Annotated in this window: 20 protein-coding genes, 1 tRNA gene and 1 pseudogene; 8 read left to right on the top strand and 14 right to left on the bottom strand. The window is 66.7% G+C overall.

Translation table 11 applies throughout. The features are described from left to right. Nucleotides 1–170: 170 nt before the first annotated feature. The 3 genes and pseudogenes from ACQEVO_RS32155 to ACQEVO_RS32145 form a co-directional block, all read right to left on the bottom strand. Nucleotides 171–1,319 (bottom strand): annotated as a pseudogene (locus ACQEVO_RS32155) (YibE/F family protein); the annotation flags it as partial. A gap of 424 nt (nucleotides 1,320–1,743) precedes the next feature. Next, nucleotides 1,744–2,997, bottom strand: a complete 1,254-nt coding sequence (locus ACQEVO_RS32150) for a pyridoxal phosphate-dependent aminotransferase (protein ID WP_432920235.1) — start codon at nucleotides 2,995–2,997, stop codon at nucleotides 1,744–1,746. Nucleotides 2,998–3,082: 85 nt separating this feature from the next. After that, the gene (locus ACQEVO_RS32145) at nucleotides 3,083–4,405 is read right to left on the bottom strand and encodes a helix-turn-helix domain-containing protein (RefSeq protein WP_432920233.1); all 1,323 of its coding nucleotides are present in this window, start codon (nucleotides 4,403–4,405) and stop codon (nucleotides 3,083–3,085) included. Nucleotides 4,406–4,698: 293 nt separating this feature from the next. Between ACQEVO_RS32145 and ACQEVO_RS32140 the strand changes: the two genes are divergently transcribed. Further along, nucleotides 4,699–5,145, top strand: a complete 447-nt coding sequence (locus tag ACQEVO_RS32140; protein WP_432920231.1) for a hypothetical protein — start codon at nucleotides 4,699–4,701, stop codon at nucleotides 5,143–5,145. A gap of 142 nt (nucleotides 5,146–5,287) precedes the next feature. Here ACQEVO_RS32140 and ACQEVO_RS32135 read toward each other — a convergent pair whose 3' ends face one another. Continuing rightward, the gene (locus ACQEVO_RS32135) at nucleotides 5,288–5,791 is read right to left on the bottom strand and encodes a hypothetical protein (RefSeq protein ID WP_432920229.1); all 504 of its coding nucleotides are present in this window, start codon (nucleotides 5,789–5,791) and stop codon (nucleotides 5,288–5,290) included. A gap of 99 nt (nucleotides 5,792–5,890) precedes the next feature. On the opposite strand from ACQEVO_RS32135, the gene ACQEVO_RS32130 reads away from it, so the two are divergent. After that, the gene (locus ACQEVO_RS32130; RefSeq protein WP_432920227.1) at nucleotides 5,891–6,457 is read left to right on the top strand and encodes a TetR/AcrR family transcriptional regulator; all 567 of its coding nucleotides are present in this window, start codon (nucleotides 5,891–5,893) and stop codon (nucleotides 6,455–6,457) included. 5 nt (nucleotides 6,458–6,462) lie between these two features. Here the strand turns inward: ACQEVO_RS32130 and ACQEVO_RS32125 are convergent, their stop codons facing one another. Then, entirely contained in the window at nucleotides 6,463–7,395 is a 933-nt protein-coding gene (locus ACQEVO_RS32125) for a zinc-binding dehydrogenase (protein WP_432920225.1), read from the bottom strand. Between the two features lie 91 nt (nucleotides 7,396–7,486). Between ACQEVO_RS32125 and ACQEVO_RS32120 the strand changes: the two genes are divergently transcribed. After that, a complete protein-coding gene (locus ACQEVO_RS32120) occupies nucleotides 7,487–8,083 on the top strand; it encodes a TetR family transcriptional regulator (RefSeq protein WP_432920223.1) in 597 nt (198 codons plus the stop codon). Nucleotides 8,084–8,095: 12 nt separating this feature from the next. Here the strand turns inward: ACQEVO_RS32120 and dcd are convergent, their stop codons facing one another. Next, a complete protein-coding gene (gene dcd / locus ACQEVO_RS32115; protein ID WP_432920221.1) occupies nucleotides 8,096–8,668 on the bottom strand; it encodes a dCTP deaminase in 573 nt (190 codons plus the stop codon). 147 nt (nucleotides 8,669–8,815) lie between these two features. On the opposite strand from dcd, the gene ACQEVO_RS32110 reads away from it, so the two are divergent. From ACQEVO_RS32110 to ACQEVO_RS32090, 5 genes are all read left to right on the top strand, one after another. Beyond that, a complete protein-coding gene (locus ACQEVO_RS32110; protein WP_432920219.1) occupies nucleotides 8,816–9,193 on the top strand; it encodes a VOC family protein in 378 nt (125 codons plus the stop codon). Nucleotides 9,194–9,290: 97 nt separating this feature from the next. Then, nucleotides 9,291–9,364: transfer RNA gene (locus ACQEVO_RS32105), tRNA-Gly, on the top strand. Between the two features lie 133 nt (nucleotides 9,365–9,497). Further along, entirely contained in the window at nucleotides 9,498–9,785 is a 288-nt protein-coding gene (locus ACQEVO_RS32100; protein WP_432920217.1) for a hypothetical protein, read from the top strand. Between the two features lie 152 nt (nucleotides 9,786–9,937). Further along, on the top strand, nucleotides 9,938–10,396 hold the full coding sequence (locus ACQEVO_RS32095; protein ID WP_432920215.1) for a Panacea domain-containing protein: 459 nt from the start codon (nucleotides 9,938–9,940) through the stop codon (nucleotides 10,394–10,396). Between the two features lie 37 nt (nucleotides 10,397–10,433). Then, complete coding sequence (locus ACQEVO_RS32090; protein WP_432920213.1) at nucleotides 10,434–10,805, top strand: hypothetical protein; 372 nt, start codon at nucleotides 10,434–10,436, stop codon at nucleotides 10,803–10,805. Nucleotides 10,806–10,848: 43 nt separating this feature from the next. Here the strand turns inward: ACQEVO_RS32090 and ACQEVO_RS32085 are convergent, their stop codons facing one another. The 8 genes from ACQEVO_RS32085 to ACQEVO_RS32050 all read right to left on the bottom strand — a co-directional run bounded on the left by ACQEVO_RS32085 (nucleotide 10,849) and on the right by ACQEVO_RS32050 (nucleotide 16,360). Next, a complete protein-coding gene (locus tag ACQEVO_RS32085) occupies nucleotides 10,849–11,709 on the bottom strand; it encodes a helix-turn-helix domain-containing protein (protein WP_432920211.1) in 861 nt (286 codons plus the stop codon). Continuing rightward, complete coding sequence (locus ACQEVO_RS32080) at nucleotides 11,706–12,242, bottom strand: DUF6879 family protein (protein ID WP_432920209.1); 537 nt, start codon at nucleotides 12,240–12,242, stop codon at nucleotides 11,706–11,708. Before ACQEVO_RS32080 ends, ACQEVO_RS32085 begins: the two co-directional genes overlap by 4 nt. Further along, nucleotides 12,220–12,564 carry a hypothetical protein gene (locus tag ACQEVO_RS32075; protein ID WP_432920207.1) on the bottom strand — a complete coding sequence of 115 codons (345 nt, stop codon included), beginning with the start codon at nucleotides 12,562–12,564 and terminating at the stop codon, nucleotides 12,220–12,222. The genes ACQEVO_RS32080 and ACQEVO_RS32075 overlap by 23 nt, the downstream gene beginning before the upstream one ends. A 1,020-nt stretch (nucleotides 12,565–13,584) precedes the next feature. After that, a complete protein-coding gene (locus ACQEVO_RS32070) occupies nucleotides 13,585–14,040 on the bottom strand; it encodes a hypothetical protein (protein WP_432920205.1) in 456 nt (151 codons plus the stop codon). Further along, on the bottom strand, nucleotides 14,040–15,503 hold the full coding sequence (locus ACQEVO_RS32065; protein ID WP_432920203.1) for a hypothetical protein: 1,464 nt from the start codon (nucleotides 15,501–15,503) through the stop codon (nucleotides 14,040–14,042). The genes ACQEVO_RS32070 and ACQEVO_RS32065 overlap by 1 nt, the downstream gene beginning before the upstream one ends. Next, on the bottom strand, nucleotides 15,491–15,886 hold the full coding sequence (locus ACQEVO_RS32060; protein ID WP_432920201.1) for a putative phage holin: 396 nt from the start codon (nucleotides 15,884–15,886) through the stop codon (nucleotides 15,491–15,493). The genes ACQEVO_RS32065 and ACQEVO_RS32060 overlap by 13 nt, the downstream gene beginning before the upstream one ends. Continuing rightward, entirely contained in the window at nucleotides 15,883–16,065 is a 183-nt protein-coding gene (locus ACQEVO_RS32055) for a DUF7620 family protein (RefSeq protein WP_432920200.1), read from the bottom strand. The genes ACQEVO_RS32060 and ACQEVO_RS32055 overlap by 4 nt, the downstream gene beginning before the upstream one ends. Before the next feature lie 4 nt (nucleotides 16,066–16,069). Continuing rightward, a complete protein-coding gene (locus ACQEVO_RS32050; RefSeq protein WP_432920199.1) occupies nucleotides 16,070–16,360 on the bottom strand; it encodes a hypothetical protein in 291 nt (96 codons plus the stop codon). Between the last annotated feature and the right edge of the window lie 20 nt (nucleotides 16,361–16,380).

Here is a 16,380-nt window from a genome sequence, read left to right as displayed (position 1 = left end):
TGCCGGGTGTTGGCACCCGGGCGCTCTTCACCGGGACGTCGTACTCGGGGTTGGTCACCGGTTGTCGGCCAGGGGTCGCGTTTCGTCCGCGACCGTTGCGCGGTTCCCGGGCCCTGTTCCGGCCGGCCCACCGCGCGATGGCTACCGGTATCCGCACGTTTCGACCCCGCCCGCCGCGTCCGCGCCGCGGGTTTCGGCGTGCCGAACGGCCGGGCGAGCAGTACCGCGATCCCGGTGGTCAGTGGTACCGAGAGGGCCAGGCAGATACCGCCGACCGCGGATCGCGCGATCTCGATCGCCACGGCGTCGCCCACCAGCACATCCCGGATCGGCCGGCCGGCCACGCTGAACAGCAGCAGCAACGGCAGCGCGCCACCGGCGTAGGCGAGCACGAGGGTGTAGACGGTACTGGCGATATGGTCGCGCCCGACCCGCATCGCGGCCGCGAAGATCTCACCGCGGGACGCACCCTTGTCCAGTTCCGCGAGTTCGAACGCCGCCGATGCCTGGGTGATGGTCACATCGTTGAGCACACCGAGCGAGCCGATGATGAACCCGGCCAGCAGTAGTCCGGTGATACTGACGTGTTCGAGGTAGGTGGCGACGTTGGTGTTCTGTTCCTCGGACAGCCCGGTGAGTGTGGTCGCATCGATGACGAGCCAGGAAAGCACCGCCGCGATGACCATGGACGTCAGCGTTCCCAGCAGTGCGGAACTCGTACGCAGGTTCACGCCGTGCGCCAGATAGAGCACCGCGTACAAGATCAGTGAACCCGCCACCATCGCAACCGGTATCGCCGGTTTGCCGTCCAGCAGAGCGGGAAGCAGGAAGACGACCAGCACCCCGAAGGCGAAGACCAGGCCGAGCAGCGCCCGGACCCCACGCCAGCGCGCAATCGCGACGATCACCACCACGAAGGCGAGCGCGATAACGCTGAGCGGAAAGCCGCGGGCGTAGTCGTCGAAGCCGTACAGCGTCGAGCCGTCGGGGGCGGTCTGGCGTACGAGCCGGATATCGTCGCCGGCGGCCAGATCCGGCTGGCCGGGCCCCGGCGCGATCTCCAGCAGGGTGTGTTTACCGTTGTCGGGTCCGGATTCGATGGCGATCACACTGCGCTGGCAGTCGTAGACCTGCATGGCCGGCGGTTCGGGGTCGCCGTCGAAGACCCGGCCGATGGACGGGCTACCGCAGGCCCCGACGTCCTGGCGGATCACGGTGCCGGCCTCGGTGACCACCGCGGAACCGTCCGCGTTCTGCATCGGCAGCGGAATATCGACCTGCTGGCGCTCCGGCCACAGGGCGATGGTGGCGAGGACCACGACGATGCCGATAGCGACCAGCAATCCGACCACCACGCGGGCGGCGGTGGCGCCGATGGCGATCGGCTTGGAGTGATCGTGATGATGATGGTGGTCGCTCACCCGGCACAGCCTAGAGGATTCGCGGGGTGCGGCTTCGGCCTGACAACAGGCCCTACGCTGGGAATTCGGTGATACGACCGGGAAACTCGGGAAGGGGCGGCGGAGAGCAGGGGGATGTCTCCGCCGCCCGGGGGCAGGCGCCCAGGGGGGTAGGCGGCCTAACCCGAGGACCAGGTTGCCCAGGGGGGGTAGACAACCTGGCCGGGCACTCGAAGTGCCGAAGCCCACTGTACACACACAATCCTGATTTATGCCAGTAGGTTCAGAAAATTGCCGAATATCCGGACGAGGGGTCTGTTTCGACCCAGAATCGGCCGCCCCGCTACTGACGATAGCCCGCCAGGAAGTTGCCGAACCGCTCGATGGCAACCGCCAGATCGCGGGCCCAGGGCAGGGTCACGATGCGCAGATGATCATGGTTGGGCCAGTTGAATCCGGTGCCCTGCACCATCAGGATCTTCTCCTGTAGCAGCAGGTCCTGCACCAGCTTCTCGTCGTCGTGGATCTCGTGGACTTCGGGATCCAGCCTAGGGAACGCATACAGCGCGCCTTTGGGTTTCACGCACGACACGCCGGGAATCGCGTTCAATCGCTCCCACGCGACATCCCGCTGTTCGAGCAACCGCCCGCCGGGCAGAATCAGATCCTCGATGCTCTGGTAGCCACCCAGCGCCACCTGAATGGCATGCTGCGCGGGCACGTTCGGGCACAGGCGCGAGGAAGCGAGCAGGTCGATCCCCTCCAGGAACCCGGCCGCGTGGTCCTTCGGGCCGGTGATCGCCAGCCATCCCGACCGGTAGCCCGCCACCCGGTACGCCTTGGACAAGCCGTTGAAGGTGAGGCACAGCAGATCGGGCGCCAGCGTCGCCAGCGAAATATGTTTGGCGTCGTCGTAGAGGATCTTGTCGTAGATCTCGTCGGCCAGCAGCAGCAGCCGGTGCTTACGGGCGAGGTCCACCAGCTGCTGCAACACCTCGGCCGAGTACACCGCACCGGTCGGGTTGTTGGGGTTGATCACCAGCAGGGCCTTGGTCCGGTGGGTGATCTTGGCTTCGATATCGGCGATATCGGGCTGCCAGCCGTTGGTCTCGTCGCACAGATAGTGCACCGGAGTACCGCCCGCCAGGCTGGTCATCGCCGTCCACAGCGGATAGTCGGGGGCCGGGATCAGCACCTCGTCACCGTTGTCGAGCAACGCCTGCATCGTGATGGTGATGAGCTCGGAGACGCCGTTGCCCAGGTACACACTGTCGACGTCGAGCTCCGGGAAACCCGGCACCAGCTCGTAGCGGGTCACGATCGCGCGCCGCGCGGACAGTATCCCCTTGGATTCGGAATAACCCTGCGCGTTCGGCAGGGCGGCGATCATATCCCGCATGATCACATCGGGCGCTTCGAACCCGAACGGCGCCGGGTTGCCGATATTGAGTTTCAGGATCCGGTGCCCTTCGGCCTCCAGCCGTGCCGCATGTGCGTGTACCGGTCCACGGATCTCGTAGACGACGTTCTGCAGCTTTTTCGACTGCTCCAGAATCCGGGGGGCGGGATGCGAATGGCCAGTACTCACCCGATCCATGGTGCCACCAGGGGCAAGCGGATATCCGGTCCGGCCCCGGCGAGTGACCGTTCGGTTACCGCAGAACGACGGCCCGCGGCCGGCCTCAGGCGGTGCCCGGCGGCAGGCTGCGGGTGGCCGTGGAACCGCAGAATTCCTCGATCTGCTCGTCGAGTGACCGGGCCTGCGCGACGCCGCGGTAGGTGGGTGCGCAGATGCGCCGGCGCACACCGGTGAGCCGTTCCTCCAGTTGCGCGATGCGCTTGTCCTCGGACAGTTCGAGCACCGGCGACAGGGCCGCCTCCGCACCGTCGAGGCTGCCGTTGATCAGGTGGGCGGCCGCCGAATCGACCCGTGCCAGGGCTTCGGCGCCATAGGAACGCTGCCGCGCCGGGCCGGTGCGGTACAGCTCGATCGTGCGTTCGGTGGCGGCCAGCGCCGGCTCCGCCAAACCCAGATGGATATAGGTGGCGCCCGCGTAATAGCTGGCCTTGGCCTCGGAGAAACCGAACACCCCGCCCACCTCGTCGTGCAGGCTGTCGGTCGCCGCGACCTCGCTCGCCGCCGCGGCAGCCCGGATACAGCGTTCGGTATCCGCGGCGCTGCCGATCTTCGACCAGATCCGCGCCTCGATATTGTGCAAGCGCACCGCGGCGGTGGCCGAATCCGCGTACTGCTGCCCGCTCTGCGCCAGCGCGAGCGCGCGATGCGGCCGCTCGGACCAGTACTCGATCAGCGCGTGCATCCCCCGCGCCCAGGCCCGCAAGCCGTTGTGCCCGCAGATCTCCCCGTACGCCCAGGCCGCCCGGATCTGATCGCCGGCTGCATCCAGATAGCCCAGATCGGTACTCGCGTTGGCGAGCAACCCCGACAACGATCCGGCCAGCAGGTATAGGTGACCGGTGTCGGACGGGCGCTGCTGCCCCTCCAGCAGCCGATACACCCGGCGGCGGACCCGCAACATCTCCACCATCATCGGCATCGGCGGGGTGTGCACATAGTCGTTGGCGATCCGCGTCACGTCCGCGTCGAGTTGTTCGAGGGTGCTGGGGCCGATATTCGTGGCCTCGGCCCGGCCCGCGTGATCACTCGCCTCGTGTGCTGCCGCCATGATCAGATCCCTCTCCGAAATCGCCGCCGAACCTTCCCCGCGCACCGCACCGCTGTCGATGAGGGCGAGGAGTTCGGCTTCAGTGGAATAACTTTCGTGCACCGCGGCGGGCCCGGCGGCAGCGCGGGACGCGGAACCGGGGCCGGGCGCGGTCAACGCGGCGAAGCGGCCCCGCTCGACGTCATCGGATCTGGCGAGACAGGTATCGAGGGCGGCCTGATTGACCGGACGCGGATGCACCCGGTCGCCCCCGGCCTCCCATTTGGACACCAGTCGTTCGTGCACACCCAGATGTGCCGCGAACTCCCGGATGCTCATCCGTTTGGCCTCGCGAAGCGCCCGGGCCTCCTTTCCAGACCATTGGCCGACCACGTCGTCACCCTTTCCGAACGATTTCCCTCCCAGAGTACGAGCCGAATGTGACTGCAACCACAAAGAGAAGCCATACCGGACCGAATGGCAGCGCAAGGGCAGTGGAACGCGAGCGTGTAGGCGGTTCCGGCGCGCGGTCCGGGGCGCGATCCTGGTAAGGCGGATCATCGCGACCGCCGCCGGCCGTGGCTCGGCACACCGGAAGGCTCGGCACGCCCAGGGAGGCAAGGGGATTCATCGTGAACGTGGAAAAGCTCAGGACAGTCGACGACTGGGCCGCCTATTACCGTCACGAATTCGGCTTACCGGCGGTCGAGCGCGGCGGGTTCGTGATGCTGCCGATCACCAGCCGCGCCTGCGTCATCCACCTTCCCACCGGCCGCGCCCGCGCGGTGCGTGAACTACTGGATTCGCGGGAAATCCGAGTTCCCGTGCTGGCCCGGCAGATTCGCTGGAGCTTCGTGGCCTACCCGGATCGCCGGCCCGATCCCGAAGTAGTGGAAATGTTGCAGCGCATCGATATCGATATTCCGGGGGTGGGCAGCGCGGTCATGCTGCCCACGGGTTTGGGCCGCTGGAACCGGGAAGGCTGCAACTGGGTGGTGCCACCCGAACGCGACGGCCTCCTGCCACCACTGTCCTCGGTGATCAACGCCGCGCTCCTGGCAGGCGGCGACCGGGAATAACCGGGGATGGGGCTACGTCCGGCAGCCCACAAGGTATGCCGGACGTAGCCCGCCCCGCGGCGCCGACGGGCGTACGCGGGGGCGGCTGTCCGGAACAGCCGCCGGGATACCGGGCCGGCCGCCTACCGCGGCGGGCCCGGTATCACCGAGCATTCCGCAGTACCCGTTGCGCGTCGGGCAGTAGTGTCGGGGCGAACCGGCGATGACCGTGCGCCGCGCGCGTCCAAACGCGCTCGCCGATCGGCCGTTCGTACCGGACGAACGTGGCCAGCGAAACGCTCTCCTGCACGGCCTCGACCACGAGATTGCCGGTGAGCATCCAGGACCGCGCCGCCAGCGTGATCCAGCTGTCGCCGCGGTCGACGATCGCCCAGCCCGCCACCTGCCCCGGCGCGGATCGGCGCGCGAGCCGCAATCCGAGCAGGCCGCGCCAGATGAGTTGTCCCTTGATCCCGGCGACGGTGTCGAGTGCCGCACGCGCCCATTCTTCCGGGGTTCCGATCTCCGCTGCGTTGATTACCAGCGTGAACTGATCGGCGTAGTGGTAATCGGTCAGCGCGGTGTGCGCGCCGACCGATTCGCCGATGTCGGGCTGCTGAAAGGCGACCGGATCGCGGTGCGCGTCTATCGGGGAATTGTCCGTCATCGTCACGTCTTCCTCTTGGTGTTATACGGTGGCGTATAACAACGCTAGCCGAAATATACGGTGGCGTATAGACGCCGGTCGGGTAGAGGAGGGACACATATGGGCACGGCACGCACGCCGAGTGCCGACTGGATCGACGAAGGGCTGCGCGCCCTCGCCCGCGGTGGTCCCGACGCGGTCCGCGTCGAGGCGCTCGCGAAGTCGCTCGGCGTAACCAAGGGCGGTTTCTACGGGTACTTCGCCGATAGAAACGCGCTGCTCGAAGCCATGCTCGACACCTGGGAGCGGCGCAGCGTGGACGAGGTCCTCGAACGCGTCACCCGCGACGGCGGGGATGCGCGCACCAAGATCCAGCGCGCCGGCGCGCTCACCCTGTCCCCGGAACTGCTGCCGATCGATCTGGCGGTCCGCGACTGGGCCCGGCGCGACGAGACCGTGGCCGCTCGCCTGCGCCGGGTGGACAACCAGCGCATGGCGCTACTGCGCGAAATGATCGGCGCCTACTTCACCGACCCCATCGAAATAGAAGCCCGCAGCCTGCTCGCCTTCAGCACCCGGATCGGTATGTATTTCCTGGCCGCCGACCCACTCGACAGCGCCGACCGCTCCGCGATCATGGCCCGGGCCGCCGATATCGTGCTCGGCGGGTCGCCCGGAAAGGAATAGGAAGCTCACCCGACGTCCAGTACCGCCTTGCCGTGCAGGCGGCGGTCGAGCAGCGCCCGAGCCGCCTCGTCGTATCGGGTCCACGGGCCGCGCCAGCTGATTCCCGGCTCGAGACGACCGGCCGCGACCTCTGCGGCCAGCCAGGTCAGGTCGCCGGAAAAGTCGGCGGTGGGGTCGGCCAGCAGGAAGAACGTCCGAATCGACCGATCGTGCCGCCCTTCGGTGGCCAGCAGGGCCGCGGGCGGGAGTACGGCATCCGCCTCGGACGACCGGCCCACGCTCACCAGTACGCCACCGGCCTGCACCGCCGCGAAGGCGTCCACCAGTTGCTGCCCGCCGACATTGTCCAGCACCGCGAACACGGGCCGGTCCACCTGCGCCGGATCGGCGTACACCTCGTGCGCACCCAATGCTCGAAGTCCGTCCGCCTGGGCGGGATTCCCGCTGATCGCCACGACCTCCGCGCCCGCCCGGGCGGCGAGCTGCACCGCATAGCGGCCGACACCACCGGACGCGCCGGTGATCATCACCCGTCGCCCGATGAGCTGCCCCATCCGGCGCAGCACATGCAGGGCGCTGAGGCCGGCGACCGGAATCGTGCTGACAGCACCGAGGTCGGCACCCTCCGGCACGACACCGAGCAGGGTAGCGGGAACCGCGCGCAGCTCGGCCCAGCCCGCTTCCCCCAGCGTGACCACCGGCGTCCCCACGGCGGGGCCCGAACCGTCGGCCGCTGCACGGACCACGACGCCCGCCGCGTCCCAGCCGATCACGGCACCGGCCGGTGCATCCGAGCCGGTGGCGCCTTTCACCTCGCCGAAGTTGAGGGAAACCGCTTCGACTCGGACCAGCGCCTCACCGGGCGCGGGTACCGGATCGGCCACCTCGGCCAGTGAGAGGTGTGTCGTCGCGGTGTGGTCGACAACGAGTGCACGCACAGGGAGCTCCTTCGCATCAATGTGCCACACTGTGGCACTTGCTCCATTAGAGCACATGCGCAGTATGCGCGCGCTTGCTAGACTGCGGTCGATGACGACCTCCGAGCAGCCCACCACGCTGCGTGAACGCAAGAAGCTGCGCACCCGGCAGGCGCTGGCGGATACCGCGATAGCGATGTTCAGCGAGCACGGTTTCGACACCACGCCGCTCGACGCGCTCCTCGAGGCGGTGGAGGTGTCGAGGCGGACCTTCTTCCGCAACTTCCGCTCGAAGGAAGACGTCGCGCTCACCGCCGTCACGCAACTCTGGAGCACCTACCTCGAGGTGCTGGACGAAACCGAGAAGTCCGGGCGGCTCACCGATGTCTTCCGCGACGCGATGCTGGCCACCCTCGACCGCATGGACGAGGACTGGTACCGGCGCTTTCCGCCTACGCTCAGGTTGATCGAGCAATCGCCCGCGCTGAACGGGCATTCCCTGCGACATTGCGCAGAGGTTCAGGAAGAGGTCACCCACCGGCTCGGCGACCCGCGCCGCCTCGAACTGCGGCTGCTCACCGAGTTCTGTGTGGCCACCTGGCGCTGCGCACTGGACGAATGGCTACCCGCCTGCACCCCCGAAGAGTTGCCCGAGTGCGTGCGGCGCGCGTTCGCCACAATGGAAGACAGCCTGCGCCTGCAGGCGTGACCGCCGGCCGCCTCAGCCCGGCAGCGGAAAGTTCAGATACGCCCGCGACGGCGTGGGCCCCCGCTGCCCCTGATACTTGGAGCCGGTGCCCGCGCTGCCGTACGGGTTCTCCGCCGGGCTGGTGAGCCGGAACAGGCAAAGCTGTCCGATCTTCATACCCGGCCACAGGGTGATGGGCAGGTTCGCCACATTCGACAACTCCAGGGTGATGTGCCCACTGAACCCGGGGTCGATGAACCCGGCCGTCGAGTGGGTCAGCAGACCCAACCGGCCCAGACTCGACTTACCCTCCAGCCGGCCCGCCAGATCGTCGGGCAGACTGCACACCTCGAGCGTGGAGCCGAGCACGAACTCGCCCGGATGCAGGACGAACGGTTCACCCGCGGCGGGCTCCACCAGACTCGTCAGCTCGTCCTGGCGCTGCGCCGGGTCGATATGGGTGTAGCGGGTGTTGTTGAACACCCGGAACATCCGGTCCAGCCGCACGTCGATACTCGACGGCTGGACCAGGTTGTCCTCGAACGGTTCGAGCCCGAGCCGCCCGGCGGCGAACTCCGCCCGGATATCACGATCGGATAGCAGCACGCCACGAGCGTAGCGACCACCGCCCGAGCAGGAAGGCCCCGGTCCGGCAGGCACCGTTTTCTGTCGCACCCCGCGGGCACACTGCACCTGACGGACGCGGCCCGACCGGCCCGTCCATCGTTCATACCCGCCGGCCCACCAGGAGGAATGCCCATGTCCGAAGCAAGCGCGCACACCCACCACGGCATCGACTACATCGAACTCACCGTCACCGATCTGGACGCCGCCAAAACCTTCTACCGGTCGGCATTCGGCTGGGAATTCAACGACTACGGCCCCGACTACGCCGGTATCCGCCGCTTCGACGGCAGCCCGGGCGAGGCGGGCGGCCTGGCCCCCGGCACCGAGGTCCGCACCGGCGGCCCCCTCGTCCTGCTGTATTCCGAAGACCTCGACACCACCCTGCGCACCGTCGGCGCCGCCGGCGGCACGGTCACCGAAGGCCCCTTCGACTTCCCCGGCGGCCGCCGCTTCCACTTCACCGACCCGAGCGGTAACCAGCTCGGCGTCTGGTCGGAAACCTGACCCGACCGGGCCGTCTTCCCCCGAGCCCGGAATCCGCGAAAGATTTCGGCCTCGGGCCGGCCCTCTGCTAAGCTCGCCTTCGCGCCGACAGGCGTACGCCGGTGTAGTTCAATGGCAGAATCTCTGCTTCCCAAGCAGATGGCGCGGGTTCGATTCCCGTCACCGGCTCCACCAGAAAACATACGCTGACCAGCTACGATGGCAAAATGTCATCCTCGGCGGAACTCGGGACTGTACCCAAAACTGTACCCAATGCGTACTGCGTCGATCGTCTCCCAACCTGCGCGTATCACCCCAGATCCGAGTGCGCCAGATCGTTGCTTCGCACACTCCAGATGACAGGACGCTGCAGGTCTTTCGGGGTCTCAGCTGGTTCTTCGCCGACCGACCGCGTGGTTTTCTCGTGAAGCGCGGCACGCCCGAGTATGAGGCGTACGTGAAGAAGATCGTCGACCAGGCGCCGCCGTTCTCGGAGGCGAAGCGCCGCTACATCCAGGCGTGGTTCGCCGAGGCTCGCATCAATCAGCGTGCACAAGGACTGCTTCCCGGCAGAGCCGGAGAGACGACACGCCCGAAAGCGAGACGTAGGTAACAGCAGCTGTGCCAAGGTGTATCAACCAACAACGGGCCCGACCTCGATAGTCGGGCCCGTTCCGTTACCAGGGGCTCCAGCCCTTGTCACAGCCAACCACTACACTGGGGATACTCGGAGAGACCGATGAAGCAATGCAAGCAGGGGCAATCATGGCCGGCAATCCGATGAGCGCAATCGACATCGCCCGGTGGTTCATTGCCTGGGCGGAAAACATCGACGCCGACATCACCAATCTGAAGCTGCAGAAACTGCTGTACTACGCACAGGGCCACCACCTCGCAGAAACCGGTCAGCGGCTGTTCAAGGAAGACATCGAGGCATGGGGCCACGGCCCCGTAGTGCCCGAGGTCTACCACCAGTACAAGGGCTACGGGTCGAACCCCATCGACCCCAATGAAGCCCTGGATATGTTCTTCGACTGGGATGATTACAAGCCCATCGAGAAGCGACTCCTCGACACCTGGGACGTCTACGGCAGCCTCGCCGCGTGGGCCCTGCGCAACAAGACGCACACCGAGGCGCCGTGGCGGGAAGCCTTCGAGTCCGGCGCGTACAACGAGGTCATCAAGCCCGACCGCCTGCAGCGTTTCTTCGCGGACGGTGTCTAACAAAAGGCGGGGATCGGCACCTAAGCACGACCCCGTAGTGAAGCCTGCCGCCGTCCCCACGTCCGCGGGCAGTGGCTACCCGATTCTGTGCCTGAGGCACCTCCAGGACAAGTTCGGGATCGACCAACTCGACGCGCAGCAGTGCCAGGAGTTCCTCAAGAAATGGCACAAGCGCGCGAAGCTGACCTGGAAGGAACTGGTCCAGCACGACAAGCATGGCCTCGGCTCGGAGAACCTGCCGAAGTCGGCGTTCAAGCCAGCGATCCCCGAGCAGTTCGAGCAGGACAAGTACATGGTCTTCCGGCATTCTGGCAATCAGCCATTCGTCGGGTTTCGCGCGGGCGACGTGTTCCACGTGCTCTGGATCGAAGCGAAGTGGAACGAGTTGTACGACCACGGGAAGAAGTGACCGCCCAGACGTGACGAGAGCCCAGCCGAAACGAATCGGCTGGTCAACCCCTATCCAACTTCGGGTAGGGGTTCGTTCGTGTTTCCAGGGCGGCCGTGATCAGCTCGCGGGCCCGGTCGCCGTAGAACGCCTGCTTGCTCAGGGCTTTCCACGCCTTCTCATACAGCGCCAGCTCCGACGCCGTCACCACCGTCAGCTCAGCGCTGATGGTCTCGATCATCGCGACCCGGTTGTCCAGGATGTCGAACGACGTCGTGATGTAGGTGAACTCGGCGGTCAGCGGCACCACCCCGAAGATGAGCCGCGGATTGTCGAACGCGGTATCGAGCAGGTGCTGAAGCTGGCCGGCCATCACAGCGTCGCCGCCGACCGTCTTGTACAGAGCGGCCTCATCGGCCAAGAGCACGAACCGGTGCCGGATCTGATCCAGCACCAGCTGCCGCTGCATCCTCGCTGCAACGGCCGCCTCGAGATCATCCGGGGTATCCAGGAACCGGATGCACTGGGCGAGAACCGCGCGCGCATAATCCTCGGTCTGCAACAGCCCCGGCAACACCACCGGCGCGTAGACCCGCTGCAGCCGGGCCTGCCCCTCGATCTCGACAGCGCGTTTCTGCCGGCGGGCGTGACCGGATGCCGCGACCCGCTTCCACTCGGTCCACTGGGCTTCCAGATTGCGCAGTGCGGCCACCAGATCCGGTTTCGCCAGCCGCGCGTCGCACACCTCACACCAAACGCCGATATCGGCCTCCGATGGTGTGCGCTTACCTGTTTCGATCCGTGACGTCTTCGACCAGTGCCAGCCGGCCGCGAGACTGAACTGGCGGCCGTCCAGGCCCGCGTCCCTGCGGAGTTCGCGCAGACGCGCGCCCAGAGCCTGCCTGAGCCGAAGAACATCGGTCACGCGGTATGCCGGTCCCGGTAGATGTCGTACGGAATTGCGGCGGCCAGCACCCGGTCCCGGATGGCCATAGCATTGCTGACCAGCACCGGATCCTCGGTGACCGCTCCACCGATCCAGTATCCGCGATCGTCGAACAGGCTGAACGACACAACACGGTTGTCGAGCAGCCAGAAGTCGTCACTCGCAGCGTCTGCCGGGTGCGCGTCCTGCCGGGCAAGATACCGAACCTGTTCACCGGCCGCTTCGTTGTGCCGGGCCAGCGCGAGCAGATACCGCGTGTATGCGGTGTGCGGCTCGCTCACGATCCGCACACGCCGCATCGTCACACCGCGCTCGGTCATCCGACGCACCTGATCGGTCCACGAGTCGAACCACTCACCGCCCGGGTCGCGGGACTCGTCTTCCCGCCACCGGCTAAGTGACTCCGACTCCGTCTCCGCCAGATAATCGTCACTGGTTTCGAGATGGAACGCAGACGATTTCGCCTCGTCGAGGAGGCGGTCGAAGGGGTCACCGCCGAGTACTTGGCGCATCCGGCGTCACCTCCGCTGCGATGGGCACCTCGACTGCCGTTTCGTGCCCGGGAATCTTCATGATCGCCAACGCTTCTGGGTCGGTGATCGGTGTCCCGGTCAGCAGGAATGTTCCGTGCCCGGTGTCCTGGAGTCCTGCGATGCATGTGCCCGGTTCGGCGTGGACGAGCAGGCGATGGGGAATTTCGATTCGATCGTCGTGGTCGGTCTTCCACCCCTGGACGGCGAAAGTGCCACGGTCGGTTTCGTATAGGCGCGGGGACCCTTGCCCGCCGGTCGGGCCGCCGAGGAATCTGACATGCATGATGAACGCCTTTGCCATGGGGTGCGGGGGATGAGGTCAATAGTCCCAGGTAATCCTTCGTTGGTGCAATGGTTCTGGCACTTTTTGGCACTTCTGTAGCCCGAGAGACCCTCTGGTTCATACCGTCGTGATAGCCCCGGCGCTGGCTCTCTTTTCCCCGATGCCGCACCGCATACCGCCGGCAACGACCCGGCGCCGGGTGCTCACCACTACAACCTCGCCAGGGGAGACGAAACCATGAGCGCACCGCCCCCGCTGACTGTACGAACACCGAGCCACCGCGCCGTCACAATCCGGCTCTGGCACACACGATCCCGGCCCCTCCTCGAACGGGTGCTAGCCGGGCTCCGGGCGCTGGATTATCCGGCCGCCTGCCGATCACAGGACACCCCGCGCGGCTACGCCCACGCCCACTATCTGATGGCCGACCATGCCAGACACCAGTGCCCCCGCTACCGTGCAGCTGTCGACTACGCCGTGGCGGCTCGGCCGTGAACGGCATCACCGGGGACCCGCACACCTGCATATGCCGGCGCGAGCCGTGGGTGACGATCGACATGCTCGGCGGTGTCCGGCCAGCGCGCCTCGGCGGCGGCCCAACCGTCCGTTGCCCCGACCGCGAGCACTGCCTCCGCGGCGCCCCTTTGGAGAAGGGCCGCCTTGGCGAACACTGGCGCAACCTCCCAGACGACTGCGTGTGGACCGGTATCCGGATCCGACCGTCTCAGCCCTGCATGTGCGGCGGCTGGCCGTGGGTTCGCTCCGGCCAAATGTCCCTCGTGATCCATGAACGGCTTATCCCGATCAACCCGATCCGGTCAGTGTCCTGCCCCGGGTGTCGCCGGATGGCCGATGTAGAGAAGTCCCGCATTTCCCTGCACGACAGGCATGCTCGGGAGTCCTGTACGTGGTCGGGGATCTATATCGCCGCCGGGAGTCGGACGCCGCCGCTGCCCGTGCCGCATCCTTGAAGCCTCCACGAAAGACGCCGAAACACCCCCGCCGATCAGTCGATCGGCGGGGGTGCGGTGTCTCAGATCAGGACTGCGTGATCCGCATCCACCCACCGGTCTGCAGGGTTCGGGTTCCGCCGCCTGACACCCCGCGAGCCCACACCGTCACGACATCGCCCTCGGCGAGCGCAATCCCCGCGACCGAGGCGGTCCGGATCTGCGTCGAGGACCCATCGACCACGAACGATTGGATGAATGGCGCTCCGAGAGAAACTGTGTTGACCCGGAAATCGACCTCGACCGTGACAGCCGTGAACCCCGAGTTCTGCACGGACCACTCCACCGCGAGCGTGGCCGCGGATGCATTGCGCTGAGCAACCAGGCCATTGCTGGACACCGAGGATCCCGGGAAGGTCGCTGTATCGGCGGTCCAGTTGATGATCAGCGTGAGGGTGGAGTTCGGGATGGTCTGGTTCCCGCTCTTGTTCATCCCGGACGGCAGGAACGATCCGCCTACGCCGCCGACCACGATGCACGGCATCAGGCCAGCCCCGTGATATCGGCGACCAAGCCCTTGCCGGGCGTGGTCCCTACCGCGGTGATGTAGACGGTGAGGATGTCGCCGATCGCGAAGGACCAGGATCCGCTGACGGTCCCGCCCGCGACCTGGCCGGCCGCGGCGATCGCCGCACTCGTACCGGCGACCGTGACGCCGTTCTTCCTCAGCTCCACCGTGAGGTTGCCGGAGGCGTCGGCGGTGATTGCCCGATAGGTGACCGACGTGAACGTCGCCGCCCGCTGCAGTTTCAGCCCGCCCGGGAGATCGCCGGCCGAACTCGCCGCACGGGTGGTGTCTTTCCCGAACGCCGGGAAGCAGATGTCGTACGGGACGGTGCCCGTCGTCGGGGTGCGGGTGTTGGACAGCCGGCTGTCGTTGCCCTCACAGGCCGTGCCCGCGGTCGTCCCGAGGACGAGGCTCGATGTGCCGGCGCCGATCGCTGTACGTGCGGCGCCCGCGTTCGCTGCGGAGAGCACACCGCGACCGGTGGCGGTGGAGTCCGTGATATCGGTGGCCACATGGGTGTGCACGGTGTTCGCTTTGCCTGCCAGCCCGGGGACGGTCGGGGAGGCCGCAGTGCCGCCCAGGTCGCCGGTCAGCTGCAGGATGCCCTTCACGGTGTCGGTGGCGTCCGGGGCGGGTGGACCCGTCTCGCCGGTATCGCCCTTCGGGATCGTGAGATCCAGGGTCCACGCCGGCGGCCCGCCGAACACATTCGCGGTGGCGGGCGCTCCCGGCGCACCGGTAGTGACGGTACCGACGTTCAGGTCGAACGAGTTGACCGCCGCCGCCGCATCCGCTGCCGCAGTCTCGGCCGCACTCTCACTCGCCGCAGCCGCAGCCGCCGCGTCGGTTGCTTCCTCGATCTGCGGGATGGTGACCGGGTCCAGGTGCTCCCCGTTGTCCAGGATGAATTCGAGGGCATTTCCGATCAGCTCGACATCCACCACCGACAGGCCGCGGACGACTGCCTCACCGTTACTCGCCGGGACGGGCGAGGCAAGGGTGAGATCCACGAGCCCCTCGGAGCCCTCATCGGGGTTCTCTGGGTCCGGGCCCGGGATGAACTCCGGGACATTGAACGAGAACGGCGCGATCGGAACCGGGGTTCCCTCATAGTTCAGATCGAACGCGACCTTCCACGTCCATCCGCTGGGATTAGTGGTGTCCTCGGTGGGCGCCACCAGCTTCACGCCGCGGTCACCGCGCCAGGTGATATAGCCGAACTCGTCCAAGCTCACTTCGTAGTACTGCGGGAGCTGCACATACGTGGCCGGGTCCGGCTCGGCCGTGGCCACCAGTACCTTCGGCGCGCCCGCGGTGAACGTCAGGGTGCCCGACAGCGGGGGGAACTCCGGCAGTTTGTCGATGTCCGGGCCATCGCTGATGTTCGCGAGGAACCGGCCGACGACCTTGCCGTACTTCAGGGGGGTCAGTGATGCCACTTGTTCCTCCAATGAACAGGCTGGAAAGTGGCCTGGCCGCGCTGTATCCGGATCAGCGTCCACAACAGGTCCGCCACGGCCACGCCGACGAAAAGCAGCATGATCGGCCGGAAGATCTCCCGGCCCCAGTAGTTGTAGTCCGTCAGGATCGTCACCAGACCCTGCGTGCAGATGGCGGCGATGCACAGCACCATCCGCAAGATCGCCCGGCCCGTCGCCTCGGCCCTCCAATTCGACCGAGCGGCATACAGGATGCAGAAAACCCACGACACCGCGGCCACGCCGGCGAGGATCACATTGGCGACCAGGTCTTTGTCCGGGCTCAGCAACACGGCGGACACGCCGGCGATGGCGGTGGTCGTCAATCCGATGTATCGCATCATGTCGCTGTCCTCCGCTCGAAAGTCCGCTTGATCGACTCCCCGAAGTGATTGCGAACGATGTAGGTGTTCAGCGCTTCGCTGATCCTGTCCACCTTTTCGCCGTGCTGCTGCACTCGTCGCAACTGCCGGTCGGCGCGCTCCAACTCGGCGCGCGCCGCCCGCAGTTCCTCTGACTCCACGTGCTTATTCCGCCTGCGCCACATAGCCACTCCCCGACCGGGCGTTCGTGCTGTAGGCAGTGATGGATTCGAGCATGCGCACCGACAGGTCGCCCTGCGCTGTCAGCTTCGCGACCTGCGATGCCTGCTCAGCGATGGTGGCGTCCTTCGTCGTGCTGGACGCCTCCAGGAATTCGATCCGGGCGCGCAGGTCGGCCACGATGAGATCGACCTGTTCGCGGGGGACGAACTTCCCGGACATGATCATGCGAAGCCACGTGATGGTGAGCACCGCGCAGAAGCCGACCAGTCCCACGTCCCCCCAGGGAACGGCCC

The organism is Nocardia sp. CA-290969, from assembly GCF_050936135.1.
GTDB lineage: Bacteria > Actinomycetota > Actinomycetes > Mycobacteriales > Mycobacteriaceae > Nocardia.
The sequence above is the reverse complement of the archived record's forward strand: the minus strand, read 5'-3'. Positions and strand labels throughout refer to the sequence as shown.